This is a genomic window from Flagellimonas sp. ABD4_174, assembly GCF_056160185.1.
The window spans coordinates 472,097-489,096 of sequence record NZ_JBSWWP010000001.1 but is presented as its reverse complement, the minus strand read 5'-3'; the positions used below and the strand labels follow the sequence as shown (position 1 = coordinate 489,096).

Below are 17,000 nucleotides of genomic sequence, written 5' to 3'. Positions count from 1 at the left end.
GTTATTTCTTATTTAGTTGTTCTATCCTTTTAGTTGCATTATCGCACCAGTAGCAATTAGATTCGGGCTTAAGTTCCAAGGCTTTTTTATAGCTTTTTAATGAGTTAACCGTGTCGTTTATCAAAAAATAACCTTCTCCCAAGGTATCCCATAGGTTTCCGTCTTCGGGGAAAAGCTCGGTATTCAATTTTAAAAGTGCTATCCCCCAATTTATGTCCAAATCTTCCGAAACCTGCTTAAACCCAATACGGTTTAACAATGCCTTTTCCTTTATTGGCGCTCCTGTTCGCTTTTCTATAAACCCTGGCAATTCGCTCAATTTATTAGGTGCATTTGTCCTTATAAAATCAAAAACCAATTCATATGAGTTTTTTGGTATAGGATCGGGATCATAATCTTTATCCGCCGCCATTAATGCAATTTCCCACGCAACATTCTCCGATTGTGGATTTAAAATACTGCTCGACAATGCAATAATTACCATATCGTCCTCAACAAATCTGAGGAAGTCCGCAAAGTAAATGCCATTGCTGCCGTTGTGTGCAACAATTTTTGAGTTATTCTGTGAATTGAATATCGCCCAACCATACCCATAAAAGGAACTGTTTGATTCATTCTCGGACACATATGGGTACTCCATCATTTTTTTGGATTGGGCAGAAAGTACTGTGTTTTTTTCCAATGCCAGGTGCCAAGTATATAAATCTTCTACCGTAGAGTATATATCGCCTTTCCCGATACTGTACCAATGATTATTGTTCGCGGGCAAATACTGTTGTGTTATCCCCCAATCTTTCCATTGCCCTGTGGTGTAATGGTAATAATACCCGTGAGCAATTCGCTCGCTATTAAACCCAATTCCTTTGTACCCGGTATGGTTCATTTGTAAAGGTTTCCAAAAGTTGATTCTTAAAAACGATTCATAATCCATTTGGGAGACTTTCTCAATAATAGCGGCCAACATTATGTAATTGGCATTGGCATAGGTGTGCTTGGTTCCGGGGGCATACATTAGCTCGGATGTAAAAAACTCCTTTAAAAAGGCTTCTTTTTTAGCTGGGTCGTATCTAAAACCTCCTGTACTTGGTGATATACCAGATGTCTGCACAAGTAATTGATGAACGGTAATATTCTTCTTATCGATGGGTGATTGAGGGAAGAACTTTTCAATTTTATCCGAAACATCCAACTTGCCATCTTCCATTAGCTTTAATATTGCCGCTGCGGTAAATTGCTTGGTCACAGAACCAATATTGAATACTGTAGATGGGGTGTTCTTAATTTTCAATTTTTTGTCGGCCCAACCATACCCTTTTGAAAAAATAACCTTTCCTTTTTTGGCCACAAGCACACTTCCCGAATATCCATTGTTTTCACTTTGGATCAAATAGTTATCAATTTTAAGTTCAAGTTTGTTTTTGGTAGCTGGAGTTTGGCCAAAAGTAGCCACTACAAACAGTAATATCAGACCTATGGCTTGCAATACAGAGTGTTTCATGTTGTATAATTATTCTGTCCGTAAACTTTTTACGGGATTGGTAAGAGCGGATTTTATGGCTTGACCACTTACCGTAAGAAAAGCAACTACCATAGCGACAGTTCCTGCCGCTATAAACATCCACCATTCTATTTCTATTCGGTAAGCAAATTTCTGCAACCACTCATTCATTAGAATACAAGCAATGGGAGATGCTATGACCAGAGCAAGGACAACCAAGAAAATATATTCTTTGGAAAGTAAATGGACGATACCCTCTACAGATGCCCCTAATACTTTTCGAATACCGATCTCCTTTGTGCGCTGAAAAGCCGTTAGCGCCACAAGACCAAACAGTCCAAGACAACTTACGAATATGGAGATAATGGTTGCCAACGTAACCAACGTGGTCAGGTTCTTCTCTTCTAAATACATCTGCTCAATTGATTCATCATAAAAAGTATAGGAAAAACTCTCTTGAGGATAAAACTTGCTCCATTTCTGTTGAATCTCTTTTAGAGTATTATCCCATTGATTTGTATTAGCACTCAATTTAATGTTGAAGTTAGAGAAATTACTCTTTTCCATTTGAAAGGCCATAGGGTCTATAGTTGCGTAGAAATCTTTCATGTGGAAGTCCTTTACTACTCCAACTATGGGCAATTTTTCCCCTTTTTGCCCAATACGTTTGCCCAAGGCTTTCTGGGGAGATTCAAAGCCAAAAGCCTTTACGGCCGTTTCATTGATAACATATTCTTTTGGCATATCGGATTCATGGAGATTTCTTCCGGCCAACAGTTTTAGATCATATAGGTCGATGTATGAGGTATCCACCCATTTTTTGAATACTTGTCTTTTAATACTGGGGCTTCCCTCTTCTCCGTATTCATATTGGCTTGAAGAATAATTACTTGCCATTGGCTCTGTCCCTAAAGAAATATTTTGGATGCCCGAAATTGTTTTTAGCTCGTCAAGCAAAGGAAACTGTTTGCCCTCATATTTTTTGTCCCACACATATTTATAGGGAACCTGTACCAAGACTACTGCGTCTTTATCAAAACCCATATCCGTGGTGATGGAGTAATGTAATTGTCTCCCTATAATTAAAGCGGACAAAATGAAAACCATCGCAATCACAAACTGGAAGACAATGAGTGTTTTTTGCAGATTAAACCCTTTGCTTCGTTTTATTCGCGAAGAAGTACTCTGAAAAATATTTACTGCATTTACCCTTGTTATCAACCAGCCTGGATATAAACCGGCCAAAGCAGTAATTATAATGCTCAATAAAATGATAAATACAATGTATTCTAACATTAATGTAAATGATGTTACCCCTTCGGGGATTATATCTTTTAGAAACCAAAACCCCAGTTTGACAAAAACAATGGACAAAAAGCCCGCTAATATTGTCGTTGCCATGGTTTCTATCAAAAATTGACTTATTAAATGTGCTCTACTGCTGCCTAAGACCTTTCTAACACCTATTTCCTTTGTGCGTTGTGGTATGCCCGCAATGCTCATATTTATGTAGTTGATACATGCCAATAGTAGAAGAAAAAGAGCAATGCCCATTAATCCGTAGAGTACGGGTTTGCTGGCTTTTCTCACACTGCCTTCTCCAATATGTGTGGAAAAATGGGATTCGGTCAATGGCAAGAGTTCCATCCAACGCTTAAACTCAAAAGTGTTTTCCGATTGGTTTCTCCATTCTTTGGTTTTTTGCTGGATTATATCATCAATTTGTTTAGCGACAACAACTGGATTGGAGGTCTCGTCAAGTTGTAGATATAGTTTGTCCGAACCATTTGTATTGGTCCAAACATTAAGGTCATAAGATCTGTTCGGTAAAGGAAAGAATTCTTGCATGGTAAATTCAGTCGGGTCTTGCATGTCGGCCACAACACCAGCAACTGTTCTAATGGTAGTGTCCCGATAACCATAATATGTTATCGATCTGTCCAAGATTTCATTCGGGCTACTATCTGGGAAATACTGTTCTGCCCTCTTCTTTGTTAAAACCACACTATTGGGGTTGTCAAAAAAGGAGGATTCGGTCCCTGCCAACCATTTATAGGGTAACATTCGAAAGTATATGGAATCAACCTCAGCTACCCCTTGTTGCTCTTCAAAATTGATCGTGTTTCCTGATAAATTTCTTACCTCAACACTGGCAAAAGATGTCTCAAATACTGGCGCAACATATTTTAACCCATCTATTTGCTCTCGGACAGCTTGATAAAGTGGCTTAGAAGCACCCCCATTATAATCTTCCTTTTCGTTGAACACAAAACCTGAGACAACTCGGAAGATGTTTTCCTTATTTGCAAGGTTACTATCATAACTGTACTCATACGCAACAATGCGATAAATTACCCAACAGGCACTGATTCCAACAGCCAGGCCAAAAATGTTCAATACGGTGAACAGTCTTTTGCGCTGCAAATGTCTAATTGTTGTTATCAGATATTTTTTAATCATTTTTCAGGAATTTACTCTGTCCGTAAACTTTTCACGGGATTGATCGAAGCTGCTTTTACGGTTCGTGACCCAACGGTAACCAATGCTATAAAAGAGGCTACAAGGCCGGCACCTACAAAAAACAACGGACTTAGATACACGTGCGAAGCATAGTTCTGTAACCACTCATGCAAAAAATACCATGCAATCGGTGTGGCAATTATAAAGGCCAGACCAACAAGTTTTAAAAAATCCTTGGTAAGCAAAAGTGCTACGGAGGAAACACTGGCCCCAACCACTTTTCGTACACCTATCTCCTTGGTTCTTTGTGCCACCACTAACATGGAGATGGCAAAAAGGCCTATACAGCTCAATAAAATGCCAAGTATACTCCCACTGGTAATTATTGTCGCCATTGTTTTTTCCCGGCGGAAAGTCCGATCTACGTTTTCATCCAAAAAAGACCCTAAAAACTCTGCTTGGGGCTCTATTTTTTTCCAAGCAGTTTTAATGGCTTCAAAGGAATTTGCCACATTATTTGGTGATACCTTCACATAGGCATAGTACAGGTCCCAATTTTTATCCATAAAAAGTGTGAGCGGCTCTATTTTTTTACCCACATCCTGAAAATTGTAATCTTTTATCACCCCTATTACAGAGTACACCACGTCTTCGTCCATGGGTATAGTGACCGCTAATGGGTCCTCTTCTCCCAATTGTTTTGCCATGGTCTCGTTTATGACCAAACTAAGACTATCGGTCTGGTGTTCCCTGTTGAACATTCGGCCCGTTATTATTTCCAGATCTAAGGTCTCTGCATAGTCGTAATCAACGGTAATGGTATTTGTGACCACGCCCCGCCCTTGGTAATCAAAACCCATCATACTGCTGGAAAGGCTTCCGTCCCGACCCAAACCAAGGTTGTTGTCCGCGCCGGTCACGCTTAAAATATCCGGGTTTCCCGTAAGTTCTTCCCGTAACAGTTGTACCACATTGTAACTCTGTTTTTTGCCATTTAAGGGTATAGAGATCACTTGTTCTTTGTTGTAACCCAAATCCTTGTTTCTCATAAAATCCAATTGACCGTTCAAAACCAAAGTTCCGCTGATCAAAACAATGGCTATGGCAAACTGCACTACAATGAGTCCATTGCGCAATCTATTCTTACCAAGGTCTAATTTGCCTTTTAAGGCTTTCAGAGTGCCCAATTTACTCATCAACAATGCCGGATATCCTCCTGCTATCAAGGTGATACAAAAAATAACCAGTCCAAAAATTAGGATTACTTCTGGTTGGGCAACATCGGCGAAAGTGGCCTTGGTATTAAAAAGTGTCTTAAATGGGTTCAATAGCATTTGGCTGACCATTAATCCCAGTACGATGGACAATGCAAAAACAAATAGACTCTCCATCCAAAACTGAAAGAACAATTGCTTTTGTATAGCGCCCAAGGTTTTACGCATGCCAACTTCCTTTAAGCGTTTCTCGCTAAGGGCAATGCTCATGTTTATAAAATTTGCGCTAACTATAAAAATAATTACTATGGCAATGCACAAAATTATAATTGGAAATGTACGGTTTGCCTCCGCCACTCCGGTATTGTACGATACAAAGTGTAGATCGGTTATAGGTGTCAAATGGAATTGCTTGTAATGGCCTTCCGCATTGGGTTGTGCACCATCCCTAATATCGCTTTCAATACTTTCTTGGTAATGGAGCGAGGTAAAGGCCACTGTACTCTGCTCAAACTGTATTGGATCCACCCCATTTTCCAATTGAAGATAAATTGGGTGGAACTGGGAATCCCAGCGATCAATGTTGGAAAGGTATTCCGGATGGTTCTCAAATGGGATCACTATCCCAAAATCGATGCTGCTATTGGCCGGGGTATCCTTTAAAATGGAAGCAATCGTAAATGGCTTTTCTTCTCGTCCGATTTTTATGGAAATCGTTTTTCCGACCACATTATCCACGGTGCCGAATATTTTTTTTGCGGTTTTAACGGTAATTCCAACAGAATTCTTCTCCGGCAAAGGATTTCTTGTATCATCCCATAAGGTTGGATAGGTAAAAATTTTAAAAAATTCCGGATCAACATACTCGGCATCCAAACTCAGCTCCTTGGCATTGTAGGTGACCAAAACATCCTCGCTCACAGTTCTTGCGATATATTTTATGCCAGCAACCTCCTCTTTAAGGGCTGGTGCCAAAGGAACAGGGTTGGACACACTTGCCTCTACTCCCCTTGGGGTTTGGTGGGATAAGTAAAGTTGATACGCCCCATCCTTATTTTTATGGAACTGGTCGTAGGAAAGTTCAAAAAGTGCCGTCATTACCAAGAGAATGGCCACAGCAAATGCAGAGGTCAATCCTATCATATTGGATAAGGTAAATATTCTGTTCTTGATAAGATTTCTCCAAGCGATTTTTAAATAGTTCTTGAACATACTATGGTTTTTTGATTGATAATTTTCGACTATTCGTTCCTTAGGCTATCCACGGGGTTGATCTTTGCCGTTTTATAGGTTCTGGCGCTGATCACCGCAATGGCCACCAATACCATTCCTAAGCCACCTGACATAAATACCCACCAGCTCATATTGGTTTTATAGGCAAAGTCCTGAATCCATTCTTGTATCAGGTACCACGAAATGGGCACAGAGATCGCAAAAGCAATTCCTACCAAAATCAAAAATTCCTTACAGAGCAATAGGTTCAATTGTGCAACATTGGCCCCCAACACTTTGCGAACCCCGATTTCCTTTACCCTGCGTTCCGTGGTATACACAACCAATCCCAAAAGTCCCATACAACTGATCAATATGGCCAATCCCGTGGCCCATTTTAGTAATTGAACCGTGCTTCTTTCGGTACGATAAAAATTCTTGACTATCTCATCCATAAACTGAAGACGCATTTCCTCTTCCGGATAAACTGTGGACCAAGCTTCCTCGATTTGTTTGATTGCAACGTCCCATTGTTCAGAATCTTGGCCCAGATCAAAATGCACACTATGGAAGGGCGAATAGTTGTCCCCGCCCCAATCCCCGGTCATTGCCATTGGGTTTATTCCTGATTTTAAAGAACGTTGGTTAAAATCCTGCATAAGTCCTACTATCTGAATGTTCGTAGTGTCCAGTTTTAAAAATTCACCGACCACGTCCTCGGGGTTTTCAAACCCCATTTCCTTGGCAAAAGCTTCGTTTACGACATACTCCTGTATACTGTCGTTCAAACGATCACGACCAGATATGATGGGAATATTGTAGGTATCCAAATAATTTGCATCGCCCCACAGTATTTGAGTGGATTGATGCTTCTCAAGATCATCCTTAAAGTAATCAAGCACGGTGGACGTATAACTGTTCGAAGCCGGAGGGTCTCCTCCCAAACTAACTGAGGATAGTTGTTTGATTTCTTTTATTTGACTAAAAAAACGCTCTTTTTTAATCGCTGATCGATCGTTCCGTGGAACGGTAACAAATGCTACGGCATCGGTTTTAATGCCCATGTCGGTGTTCATTACATAATGCAGTTGTTTGGCCACCAAAAGGGTCCCGATGATAAAAACCTGTGCGACCACAAATTGAAAAACCGTTAAGGTCTTACGCAATCGTACACCTTGATCTCCTTTGGAAAATTGACCTTTTAAAACGGATGCCGGTCGAAACCCGGATAGCACAAAAGCAGGATAAAACCCGGACAATATGGCTACCAGGACAACTAGACCAATAATTCCAAGTATCCCAACAAAGGAATAAAGCACGGAGAGTGAAATATCTCCAGGCAAAAAATCTGAGAATTGCCGGAGAAGAAAAGGTGCCAGCACCAGAGATAACGCTGCCGCTATACTGGTTAAAATGAATGATTCAAACAAAAACTGCCGAATCACCTGCTTTTTGGAGCTGCCCAGTGTTTTGCGTATTCCTATTTCTTTTGCCCTTGTGAGTGCTTGTGCCGAATTAAGGTTAATAAAATTGGCACATCCCAACAATAAAAGGAACAAAGCCACAAACCCTAAACTCTTTAGCACTTTTATACTCGCAACGTGTTCCGAATTATTGAAAGGATACTCAGCGTATTCCCCGCCAAAATGTATTTCGGAAAGGGGTTGCATAAGAAAAGTGCGTGTTTCGTTCTCGGCCCAAGGCGCTTTATTTTTATGTTCTTTGGCCAATGCATCCAAACGGGATCGTATGGCAACTATACTTGCCTCGTCCTTTATCTTAAAAAATAATTGGTTTCCTGAACTGGTACTGTTCCATTCATTATTTGTTTCTATATCGGGCAGGCCAAACATTTTGGCCGATGCCATGGACATAAACTCACTAAACCTTAAATCGCTGTTCTGGGTAAAATTGGCTACCACGCCCGTTACTTTTACCGGAATGGAATCGTTATACATCAACGTTTTACCAACAACAGTCCCAACTTCCGTATGCGGGAAGTATTTTTCTGCCGTTTTTCTTGTGAGTACCACTTGGGCAGCTTCGGCAAGTGCCGACTCCTTGTCTCCAGCAATCCAATCGTAGGTAAACAACTGAAAGTAGGTATTATCCGCTAAAATGGAGTTTTGAATGTTCTTAAATGTGAGGTCCAAGTTCTTGTTTTCAACTTTTGAAAAACTTGTGTTTCTAAAATGGGTGGCCAGTTCAACCCCTGTTGTTCCTTCTTGAAAAGTACGGGCCAACGGTAGGGCGACCCCTCGATTGGAAAACGTATTTCCGTGGGATTCCCACTCCGTCGTTAACCGGTAAATTCTGTCCTTATCTTTATGAAAGGTATCGAACGTAAAATCGTAATGGACAATTGAACCGATCACCATCGTAGCACAAATACCTATGGAAAGCCCCAGTACATTGATCAAGGAAAAGAGCTTGTTCTTTAATATACTCCGCAAAGCGATTTTAAGATAGTTTACGATCATTTTACTTTTTTAATTTGTTTCCTTTATTCTGCCCTTAGGCTCTTCACCGGATTCACAATGGCTGCCTTTATACTTTGGTAGCTCACGGTTACAAGTGCAACGCCGACAGCCAACAATGCGGACAGGGCAAAAATCCACCAAGGAATATCTATACGGTACGAGAAATCCTGTAGCCAACGGTCCATGGCATACCAGCCCAATGGCAAAGCTATGACCACCGCAAGTCCCACCAGTTTTAAAAAGTCCACGGACAAACGGTAAACTATCTGTCCCACGCCTGCTCCCAGTACTTTTCTCACACCGATTTCCTTTACGCGTTTTTGGGCATTGAATGTAGCTAGGCCCAAAAGTCCAAGACAGGCAATAATAATGGACAATATGGTGAAGATCATAAAAATCCTTCCCAGTCTCTGTTCCGCATCGTAGCTGGTGTTAAAAGAATCGTCCATAAAATAACTGTCGAATGGCTGGGTAGGCGCCATATTCCTCCAAATATTCTCAATTTCGGTAAGAGTTCGGGACACATCGCCTCCATTTAGCTTTATGGCCAAGTTGCTGGCAAATTCCGCTCCATTGAACAGAGCAAGAGCCCCTACTTCTTCTCTTAGTGTCTCAAAATGAAAGTCTTTTACCACTCCAATTACGGTTGATAAGGTGCCCTCTTCCAAATTATTTACAAATTGGGTTCCGATAACGGTTTCCGGTGTTTTTCCGAGTATGGAGACCGCTTTCTCGTTCACAATTATGGCCAATGAGTCTGTGGCGAATTTATCGAGATCGAAAGTTCGTCCGGAAACCAAGGAAAGTCCAATAGTGTTCAAATAATCATCGTCCACGGCCCATTGTTGCATGTTGATGGATTTTTCCTGGCTGCGGTCTTCTGCCAACAAATAAGTGCCGCTGCTGCGGGCCGAAGGTGTGGGCAAAAAGCTGCTCAATGTGGCATTGTCTACTTGACTAAGTCGCAATACGGCATCTTTAAATGCTTGTTTTCTTCCTTCGAGTGCGTTTACTCCTCCTATGATCAATACTTGGTTCTTTCCATACCCCAGATCTTTGCCCTGGATAAATCTTAGTTGTTGAAATACGGTGAGTGTGCCCATGATCAAAAACACCGATATACTAAATTGCAGTATGACCAGGGCATTCCTTACCCTTCCACCGCCGATGGCGTTGTCCCCTTGCCCCTTAAGTACTTTTGCCGCTACAAAACGTGACATAAAAAAGGCAGGATAACTTCCGGAAAACAGACCAAGAACCAATGCTGCAATAATCAAAATCAGCCAAAAAATTGGATTGGAAAAAGGAACGGACAATTCTTTTCCTGAAAGCTCATTATAAAAAGGAATGGCAATATAGGCCACGATTATGGCAAATATCAGGGCTCCCATGGCAATAAGTCCAGACTCGGTTAAAAACTGACCTATCAATCCGCTGCGCTGGGACCCCAATGTTTTTCTAATTCCTACTTCTTTTGCTCGTTTTAGGGAATGCGCCGTGGAAAGGTTCATAAAGTTAACACTGGCCAATACCAGTAAAATAAGAGCAATGGCTCCTAGAATATACACGTTTTTAATATCGCTCACGGCACTGAACTCCGGGTTTCTTCCAGAATGTAGGTGAATGTCGATCAAAGGAATGGTGGAATAATTCACATAATTACCTGAATCCAGAAATTGCTGTTCCGTAATGCCCGGAAAAAACCGCTGTGCGTAGGGAATCAAATATCTTCCCACCATGGCCTGTAACTCATTTTGTATGTCGGTTCCGGTGGTGCCGGGCACCAATTTTATGAAGGTAAAATAATTATGGTTGCCCCATTCGGCCAACTGGGCATCCTCATATCCGGACATGGCCAAGAAAAGAGGTTTGTCCTTAAAAATTGAGTTCTTCGGCAAGTCTTCCAGTACACCCGTTACGGTGTACATATCTTGATCATTGATCACAAGTGTTTTTCCTACGGCCTGATCTATGGGAAAGTGTTTTTCGGCAGCAGTTCTTGTAATCACCATTGTATTGGGCTCTGTCAATGCGGTGCGCTTATCACCATACAGCAATTCAATGCCGAACATATCGAAAAACGTAGAGTCGGCATAGGATACTTGGGGCTCCCGAACATTGTCTTTAGCGTTTTGGGAACGAATAAAAACACCTCCTATATTTCGAAACCTTGTGGCCATCTCCACTTGGGGTATGTCGTTTACCATCGCTCCTGCCATGGGTGCCGATACCTCGGCATTTTCTTCCGCTGCACCGCCGAACTTCATATCCGTATTGATGCGATAGATGCGTTCCGCGTCCGTGAACATTTTATCATGGCTCAGGTCATCATAAATGTAAAGGCCGAGCAAAAGCCCACCAGCCATTCCTATTGCTAATCCGAAAACATTGAGAAAGGTGAAGAATGGCTGCTTTTTAAGGCTTCTCCAGGCTATTTTTAGATTGTTCCTAAACATGGTGTTCGTTTTTGATTGATGTAGTTATTACTCCTACAGAATTGATGTTATTCTGTTCGTAAACTTCGGGCCGGGTTGGATTTTGCCGCCTTGATCGCCTGAAAACTAACCGTGATTATGGTTACGGCCATGGCCCCGATCATGGCCAGGGCAAAAATCCACCATTTCAATATCACACGGTAGGGATACTCTTGTAACCACCCGTTCATTACATAATAGGCAATTGGCACTGCAATAAAGCAGGAAATGATCACGAGCTTTAAAAAGTCCTTGGACAACATGTTCCACACATTAAATACAGATGCTCCCAGCACTTTTCTTACCCCAATCTCCTTGGTTCGCTGTTCCGCCACAAAAGAGGTTAGACCGAACAGTCCCAAACAACTGATCAAAATGGCCAGAGCGGTAAAAATGCCCGAAAGTCGACCAATGCGTTCCTCCGCTGCAAATTTTTCGCCATATTCCTCATCAACAAAATCATAATGAAAAGGGATATTTGGGAAGTGTTCTTTAAAAACCCTTTCGATTATCGCAATATTTTGACTGGCACTTTGGTTGGGGTTCAATCTCATATTATAATATGAGCCATTTCCGTGCCTGTCGAATACATACATACCTTGTTTTACTGGTTCGTATGGGGATTGGGCAATCATGTCCTGAACCACTCCAATGATCTTCATGGGTTCAAATGGATCTTCGGTGTCGGAGTCCGTAATAAACTTGCCTACCGGGTCCTGTAGTCCCATATATTTTACGGCAGTTTCATTTATGAGCACGGCTGTGGAGTCGGAAGCAAAATCTCTTGAGAAATCACGCCCTGCCACAATTTTTAAATTCAGGCTTTTTGCATACTCGGGAGATACCTCGGTCCATGCAAGATCTTCTTGAAATCCTTCTGGTTTTCCTTCCCATTTGAATCCGCTCCGATTGGACCAAATATTGGTTGTGGGTGCACTTGAAGTGGACATTTCTGTCACTGCTCCAGAGTTTGTGAACGCTTCTCGCATCAATTCAAACTTTCCCGTAAAATCTTCGCTCATGGTGGGCACTTGAATCAATCCTTCCTTATCGTAACCAATAGGTCGGTTTTTGGCATGATTGATTTGTTGCATTACGATTACTGTTCCGATAATAAAGGCCACGGAAACCGTAAACTGCACCACGACTAAGATTTTTCTTGGCAAGCCAGAGTGTTTGCCCGCCTTAAAGGTGCCCTTTAGAACATCTACGGGTCTGAACGAGGAAAGGTAAAGTGCAGGGTAACTGCCGGCCAGAAGCGCTGTGAACAATATAAATGCCAAGGAGGCGCCCCAAAATCCCAATGATAGCCAAGGAAACTCAATCTTTTTTCTGGCCAAATCATTAAATCCGTTTAGAGATAGCACAACAATCACAATAGCGATAAAAAAAGCAAAAAGCACAACTAAAAAGGACTCGCCCAAAAATTGATTGATCAACTGGCCCCGCTGTGATCCTATTGATTTTCTGATGCCTACTTCCTTCGCTCTTTTCTCGGATCGTGCGGTACTAAGGTTCATAAAATTGATGCATGCCAACAAAAGGACAAAAACACCGATTATCCCGAACAACCATACATATTTTATTCTGCCACCGACCTGCTTTCCGTTCTCGAACCGAGATCGTAAGTGCCAGTCTTCCATTGGCAACAAAAACAATTGAGGATTAAATTCAACGGTGTCCTCGTTCAGGTTTTTCTTAACATTCCGAATCTTTTCCGTTACGGTTTCCATCGTTGTATTGTCGGCTATCTGAACAAACATTTGAAACGAGTTGTTCCCCCATTGGTCCTCTGCATTTTTTATCCATTCGTTGATGGATACGTATTTATCCCAAGGCATTAAAAAATGAGTGTCGTTAAAGGATGTATTGAAAGGAATATCCTCGTAAACCGCTGTTACCATCATGTCGTATTGACTGTTTACCTCTATAGTTTTGCCAATAGGGTCTTCATTTCCAAAAAGTGCTTCTGCGGTAGATTCGGATAGCATAATGGAGTTAATTTCCCGAATTCCGTCTATTTCGCCCTTTAAAATGTTTAAGTCCAACATTTCGGGCGCTTCCCTTTGTGTAAAGTTTCCTTCTCTGGAAATACTGGTTTCTTTATACTTTAGATACTGGGGCGTGGTCCATGAAGACATCACCATATGCTTAAAATTATCCATATAACTTTCCCGAAATGCCATTTCCAAAGGGCGTGGTATCGCAGGGCCTGTTCCGGTTTCACCGTTAAAGGTCTGTGATTGGAACACCTGGGCTATCCGGTTTTTATTGGAAAAGTAGCTGTTGTGCGAAAGCTCGTCCATGATCCACAGCCCTATGATCAGGGCTACGGCCATGCCAAGGGCCAGACCTCCTACATTGATTATGGTATATCCCTTGTTCTTGGTAAGGTTCCTCCAGGCAATTTTTAGATAATTCTTAAACATGATCGATGGTTTTTTGATTGATTTATTCTGAACGTAAACTTTTTACCGGGTTGACCCTGGCCGCATTTATGGCCTGAAAACTTATGGTCACCAAGGCAATGATTATGGCAATGGCCCCTGCTATGGCAAATGCCCAAACATTTATGGAAATACGATAGGAATAGCCCTCCAGCCAATTCTGCATTAAGAACCAGGCCACTGGAACGGCAATGATTATGGCCATGAGCACCAACCGCATAAAATCTTTGGACAGTAGGCCAACAATTCCGGTTACACTAGACCCCAACACCTTACGTACACCAATTTCCTTTCTACGTTGGTCTGCGGTAAAGGCCGACAGCCCGAACAATCCCAAAGAGGAGATGAATATGGCCAGCAATGCAAAAATTTGCGAAAGGCTTCCTATTAATTTTTCGCTCTTAAATTTGGCATCGTAAGCATCATCCACAAATTCGTATTCAAAAGGAAAAGCTGGGTTGAACTTTTTCAATGATGCCTCCATAGTTGCCAAAGCCGTTGCCGTTGCTATACCGGATTTGGCCTTCACATACATAAAACGGGCTTCGCTCGGGTCGTTAAAAAATATAACGGGGTCGCTGGTTCCGTACATATCGTCGTATAAATAATCTTTCACCACCCCGATTACAGGATAGTCTTCTTCCACCGTTTTACCAATGACACTTCCATTACCCATCAATTTTGCAAAAGATTCGGTCACGATGATATTGGTACTGTCCTGAGCGGGATTTTTACTGAACCCTCTTCCTTCAATAATTTCCATTCCTGCGGTATTAAAAAAATCGGATGTGATATTCCTCACCGAAACCAGGACATTTTCGGTATCTACGCCCCCCTGCCATTTGAGCCCCGATGTATTGTTGCCCCCGGAAAGGATGTCGGAATTGTTCAGCCCAATGCCTTCTATATTGCCCGATGCCTTCATTTCCTCTTCAATAGGAACAAAATTTTTGATCATATCCCCGGTCACTGGTATTTTGACCAAGTTTTCCTTATCATAGCCCAAATCGCGTGCTTTTACATGCTGTATCTGTTGGTAAACGATAATGGTACTGATAATGAACACAATGGAAACTACAAATTGGGCGGCGACCAATCCTTTTCTAATGAATGCTGCGCTCCCTTTTGTTATTCGTGTCCCTTTTAGCACCTCCACCGGCATAAAAGAGGACAAATAAAAGGCTGGGTACCACCCTGCAACAATACCACATACCAATGTAATGCCGGCCAGAGTAAGTAAATGGACAGGGTCCAAAAGCCGTAGCTCCAATTGCTTATCGATAAGTATATTAAATTGCGGCACCAGTAATTTTAACAACAGTACGCTCACAAAAGTGGAGATGGTTGCGGTTATTATGGCTTCTGCCATAAATTGTGAGATCAACCCCTTTCTTCCGGACCCCAATACTTTTCGCACTCCAACCTCGTTGGCCCGCTTTTCGCTACGGGCAGTTGCCAAGTTCATGAAGTTGATACAGGCGATCAGCAATATTATGATCGCGATAAGGCTGAACAGCCGAACGTAGGTAATTTGACCTCCTGCGTTTTTTCCTCCTTCAAAAGTGGACCTTAAATGCCAATCTTTCATTGAGAACAAAAAGGCAACGGTTTCATCGTCTTCTGTCTTTTCGGGAAGTATTTGCTTCACTTTCTGATTGACAACATCAAAATTTGCTTCGGGAGATAGTTCAACAAAAGTGTCAGAAAAATTAGCTCCATATTCCTTCATCCAATCCTTCCCTTTGGCAAAACGTTCAAAAGGAGCTACCCAATCAAAACCATAGGTCACGTTTTTGGGCAAATCTTCGTATACCCCCGAAATCGTATAATTGGTATCGTTATTTATTTTAACCACTTTACCAATGGCAGAAGAATTTTCCCCAAATAATTGCTTTGCAGTTTCTTGTGAAATGATGATGGCATCCACCTCATTGAAAGCGGTTTCCAGGTTGCCTTCAACAAAATTTAAGCTGAACATGCTCAAAAAATCAGGATCTGCAAATCGTCCGTATTTATTGACCGATATTTCATTTACCCTAAATAAAAGATCTTCGCCTTTTGTTCTAGCAGCACCAATAATACCGGGTACTTCCTGTTTCAAAACTTCGGCCAACGGACCGGGAGTGGCCTCAAAAAAGGTTCTCCACTCGCCATCGTACTGCTGATTGGTAGGTATATAATACACCACATCCTGTTTCGCAAAATTCTTATCGTACCCTACCTCATCCTCTACCCAGAGCAAGATCATGGCGGCACATGTAATACCGATAGTCAGTCCAAAAATGTTCAGCATGCTGTAGCCTTTATTTTTCCAGAGGTTTCGCCATGCGATTTTTAGGTTGTTCTTGAACATGATTATGGTTTTGATTTATTTGATTGTTTTTTTGATTGACCCTTTGCTTCGACTACCTGTCTGCGACAGTCGGGCGCTCGACATAAACTCGATTAGGGCATGTGAATAAACTCCTATACCATACTTTTCATAGGTTTGTTTTGGCTCTCGGTCACAATTTGACCGTCAAATAGGTTAATGACCCTATGCGCATAATGTGAGTCGCGATCGGAGTGGGTAACCATTACAATAGTGGTCCCTTCTTGGTTGAGTTCGGTCAACAGGTTCATTACCTCTATTCCGTTTTTGGAATCCAAGTTACCGGTCGGCTCATCCGCCAAGATCAATTTTGGATTGGTTACTACTGCTCTTGCTATGGCCACCCTTTGTTGTTGCCCTCCGGATAGCTGTTGTGGAAAATGTTTTTCCCGATGCGCGATCTTCATCCGTTCCAAAACTTTCAACACCTTTTCCTTGCGTTCAGCTTTGTTCATCTTAAGGTAGATCAAGGGTAGTTCTACATTCTCAAAAACCGTTAGCTCATCGATCAGGTTAAAGCTCTGGAAAACAAATCCGAGATTTCCTTTTCTAAGTTGGGTACGCTGGCTTTCTTTTAGGCCGCCGACTTCGTGTCCGGCAAAATTGTAACTTCCCTCGGATGGATTGTCCAGCATGCCGATAATATTCAACAGGGTTGATTTACCACATCCGGAAGGCCCCATGATTGCGACGAATTCACCTTCTTCCACTTTTAGATTTACGCCGTTAAGTGCCAAGGTTTCCACTTCTTCCGTTCGAAAACTCTTTTTTAGGTTTGTTATCTGTATCATTTTTGATGGTTGTTTTTTCGATTTATTGTAAAGACTGTTCGTTTTTGATGATT

8 protein-coding genes are annotated in these 17,000 nt (G+C 41.8%); all 8 read right to left on the bottom strand.

All coding sequences use genetic code 11. From position 1 onward, the window contains the following. Nucleotide 1 precedes the first annotated feature (1 nt). The 8 genes from ACXAFK_RS02140 to ACXAFK_RS02105 all read right to left on the bottom strand — a co-directional run bounded on the left by ACXAFK_RS02140 (nucleotide 2) and on the right by ACXAFK_RS02105 (nucleotide 16,947). Nucleotides 2-1,498, bottom strand: a complete 1,497-nt coding sequence (locus ACXAFK_RS02140; RefSeq protein WP_474956647.1) for a serine hydrolase domain-containing protein — start codon at nucleotides 1,496-1,498, stop codon at nucleotides 2-4. Between the two features lie 9 nt (nucleotides 1,499-1,507). Beyond that, nucleotides 1,508-3,958 (bottom strand): ABC transporter permease, encoded by a 2,451-nt coding sequence (locus ACXAFK_RS02135; protein ID WP_474956646.1) that lies wholly within the window; start codon nucleotides 3,956-3,958, stop codon nucleotides 1,508-1,510. Between the two features lie 11 nt (nucleotides 3,959-3,969). Continuing rightward, a complete protein-coding gene (locus tag ACXAFK_RS02130; protein ID WP_474956645.1) occupies nucleotides 3,970-6,384 on the bottom strand; it encodes an ABC transporter permease in 2,415 nt (804 codons plus the stop codon). 29 nt (nucleotides 6,385-6,413) lie between these two features. Then, the gene (locus ACXAFK_RS02125) at nucleotides 6,414-8,864 is read right to left on the bottom strand and encodes an FtsX-like permease family protein (RefSeq protein WP_474956644.1); all 2,451 of its coding nucleotides are present in this window, start codon (nucleotides 8,862-8,864) and stop codon (nucleotides 6,414-6,416) included. Nucleotides 8,865-8,887: 23 nt separating this feature from the next. Beyond that, nucleotides 8,888-11,320: an ABC transporter permease gene (locus ACXAFK_RS02120; protein ID WP_474956643.1), complete on the bottom strand. Its 2,433-nt coding sequence runs from the start codon at nucleotides 11,318-11,320 to the stop codon at nucleotides 8,888-8,890. 47 nt (nucleotides 11,321-11,367) lie between these two features. Beyond that, nucleotides 11,368-13,767, bottom strand: coding sequence for an ABC transporter permease (locus ACXAFK_RS02115; protein ID WP_474956642.1), 2,400 nt, complete (start codon nucleotides 13,765-13,767; stop codon nucleotides 11,368-11,370). Nucleotides 13,768-13,789: 22 nt separating this feature from the next. Beyond that, the gene (locus ACXAFK_RS02110) at nucleotides 13,790-16,138 is read right to left on the bottom strand and encodes an ABC transporter permease (RefSeq protein WP_474956641.1); all 2,349 of its coding nucleotides are present in this window, start codon (nucleotides 16,136-16,138) and stop codon (nucleotides 13,790-13,792) included. Between the two features lie 113 nt (nucleotides 16,139-16,251). Beyond that, nucleotides 16,252-16,947: an ABC transporter ATP-binding protein gene (locus ACXAFK_RS02105; protein ID WP_224836025.1), complete on the bottom strand. Its 696-nt coding sequence runs from the start codon at nucleotides 16,945-16,947 to the stop codon at nucleotides 16,252-16,254. Between the last annotated feature and the right edge of the window lie 53 nt (nucleotides 16,948-17,000).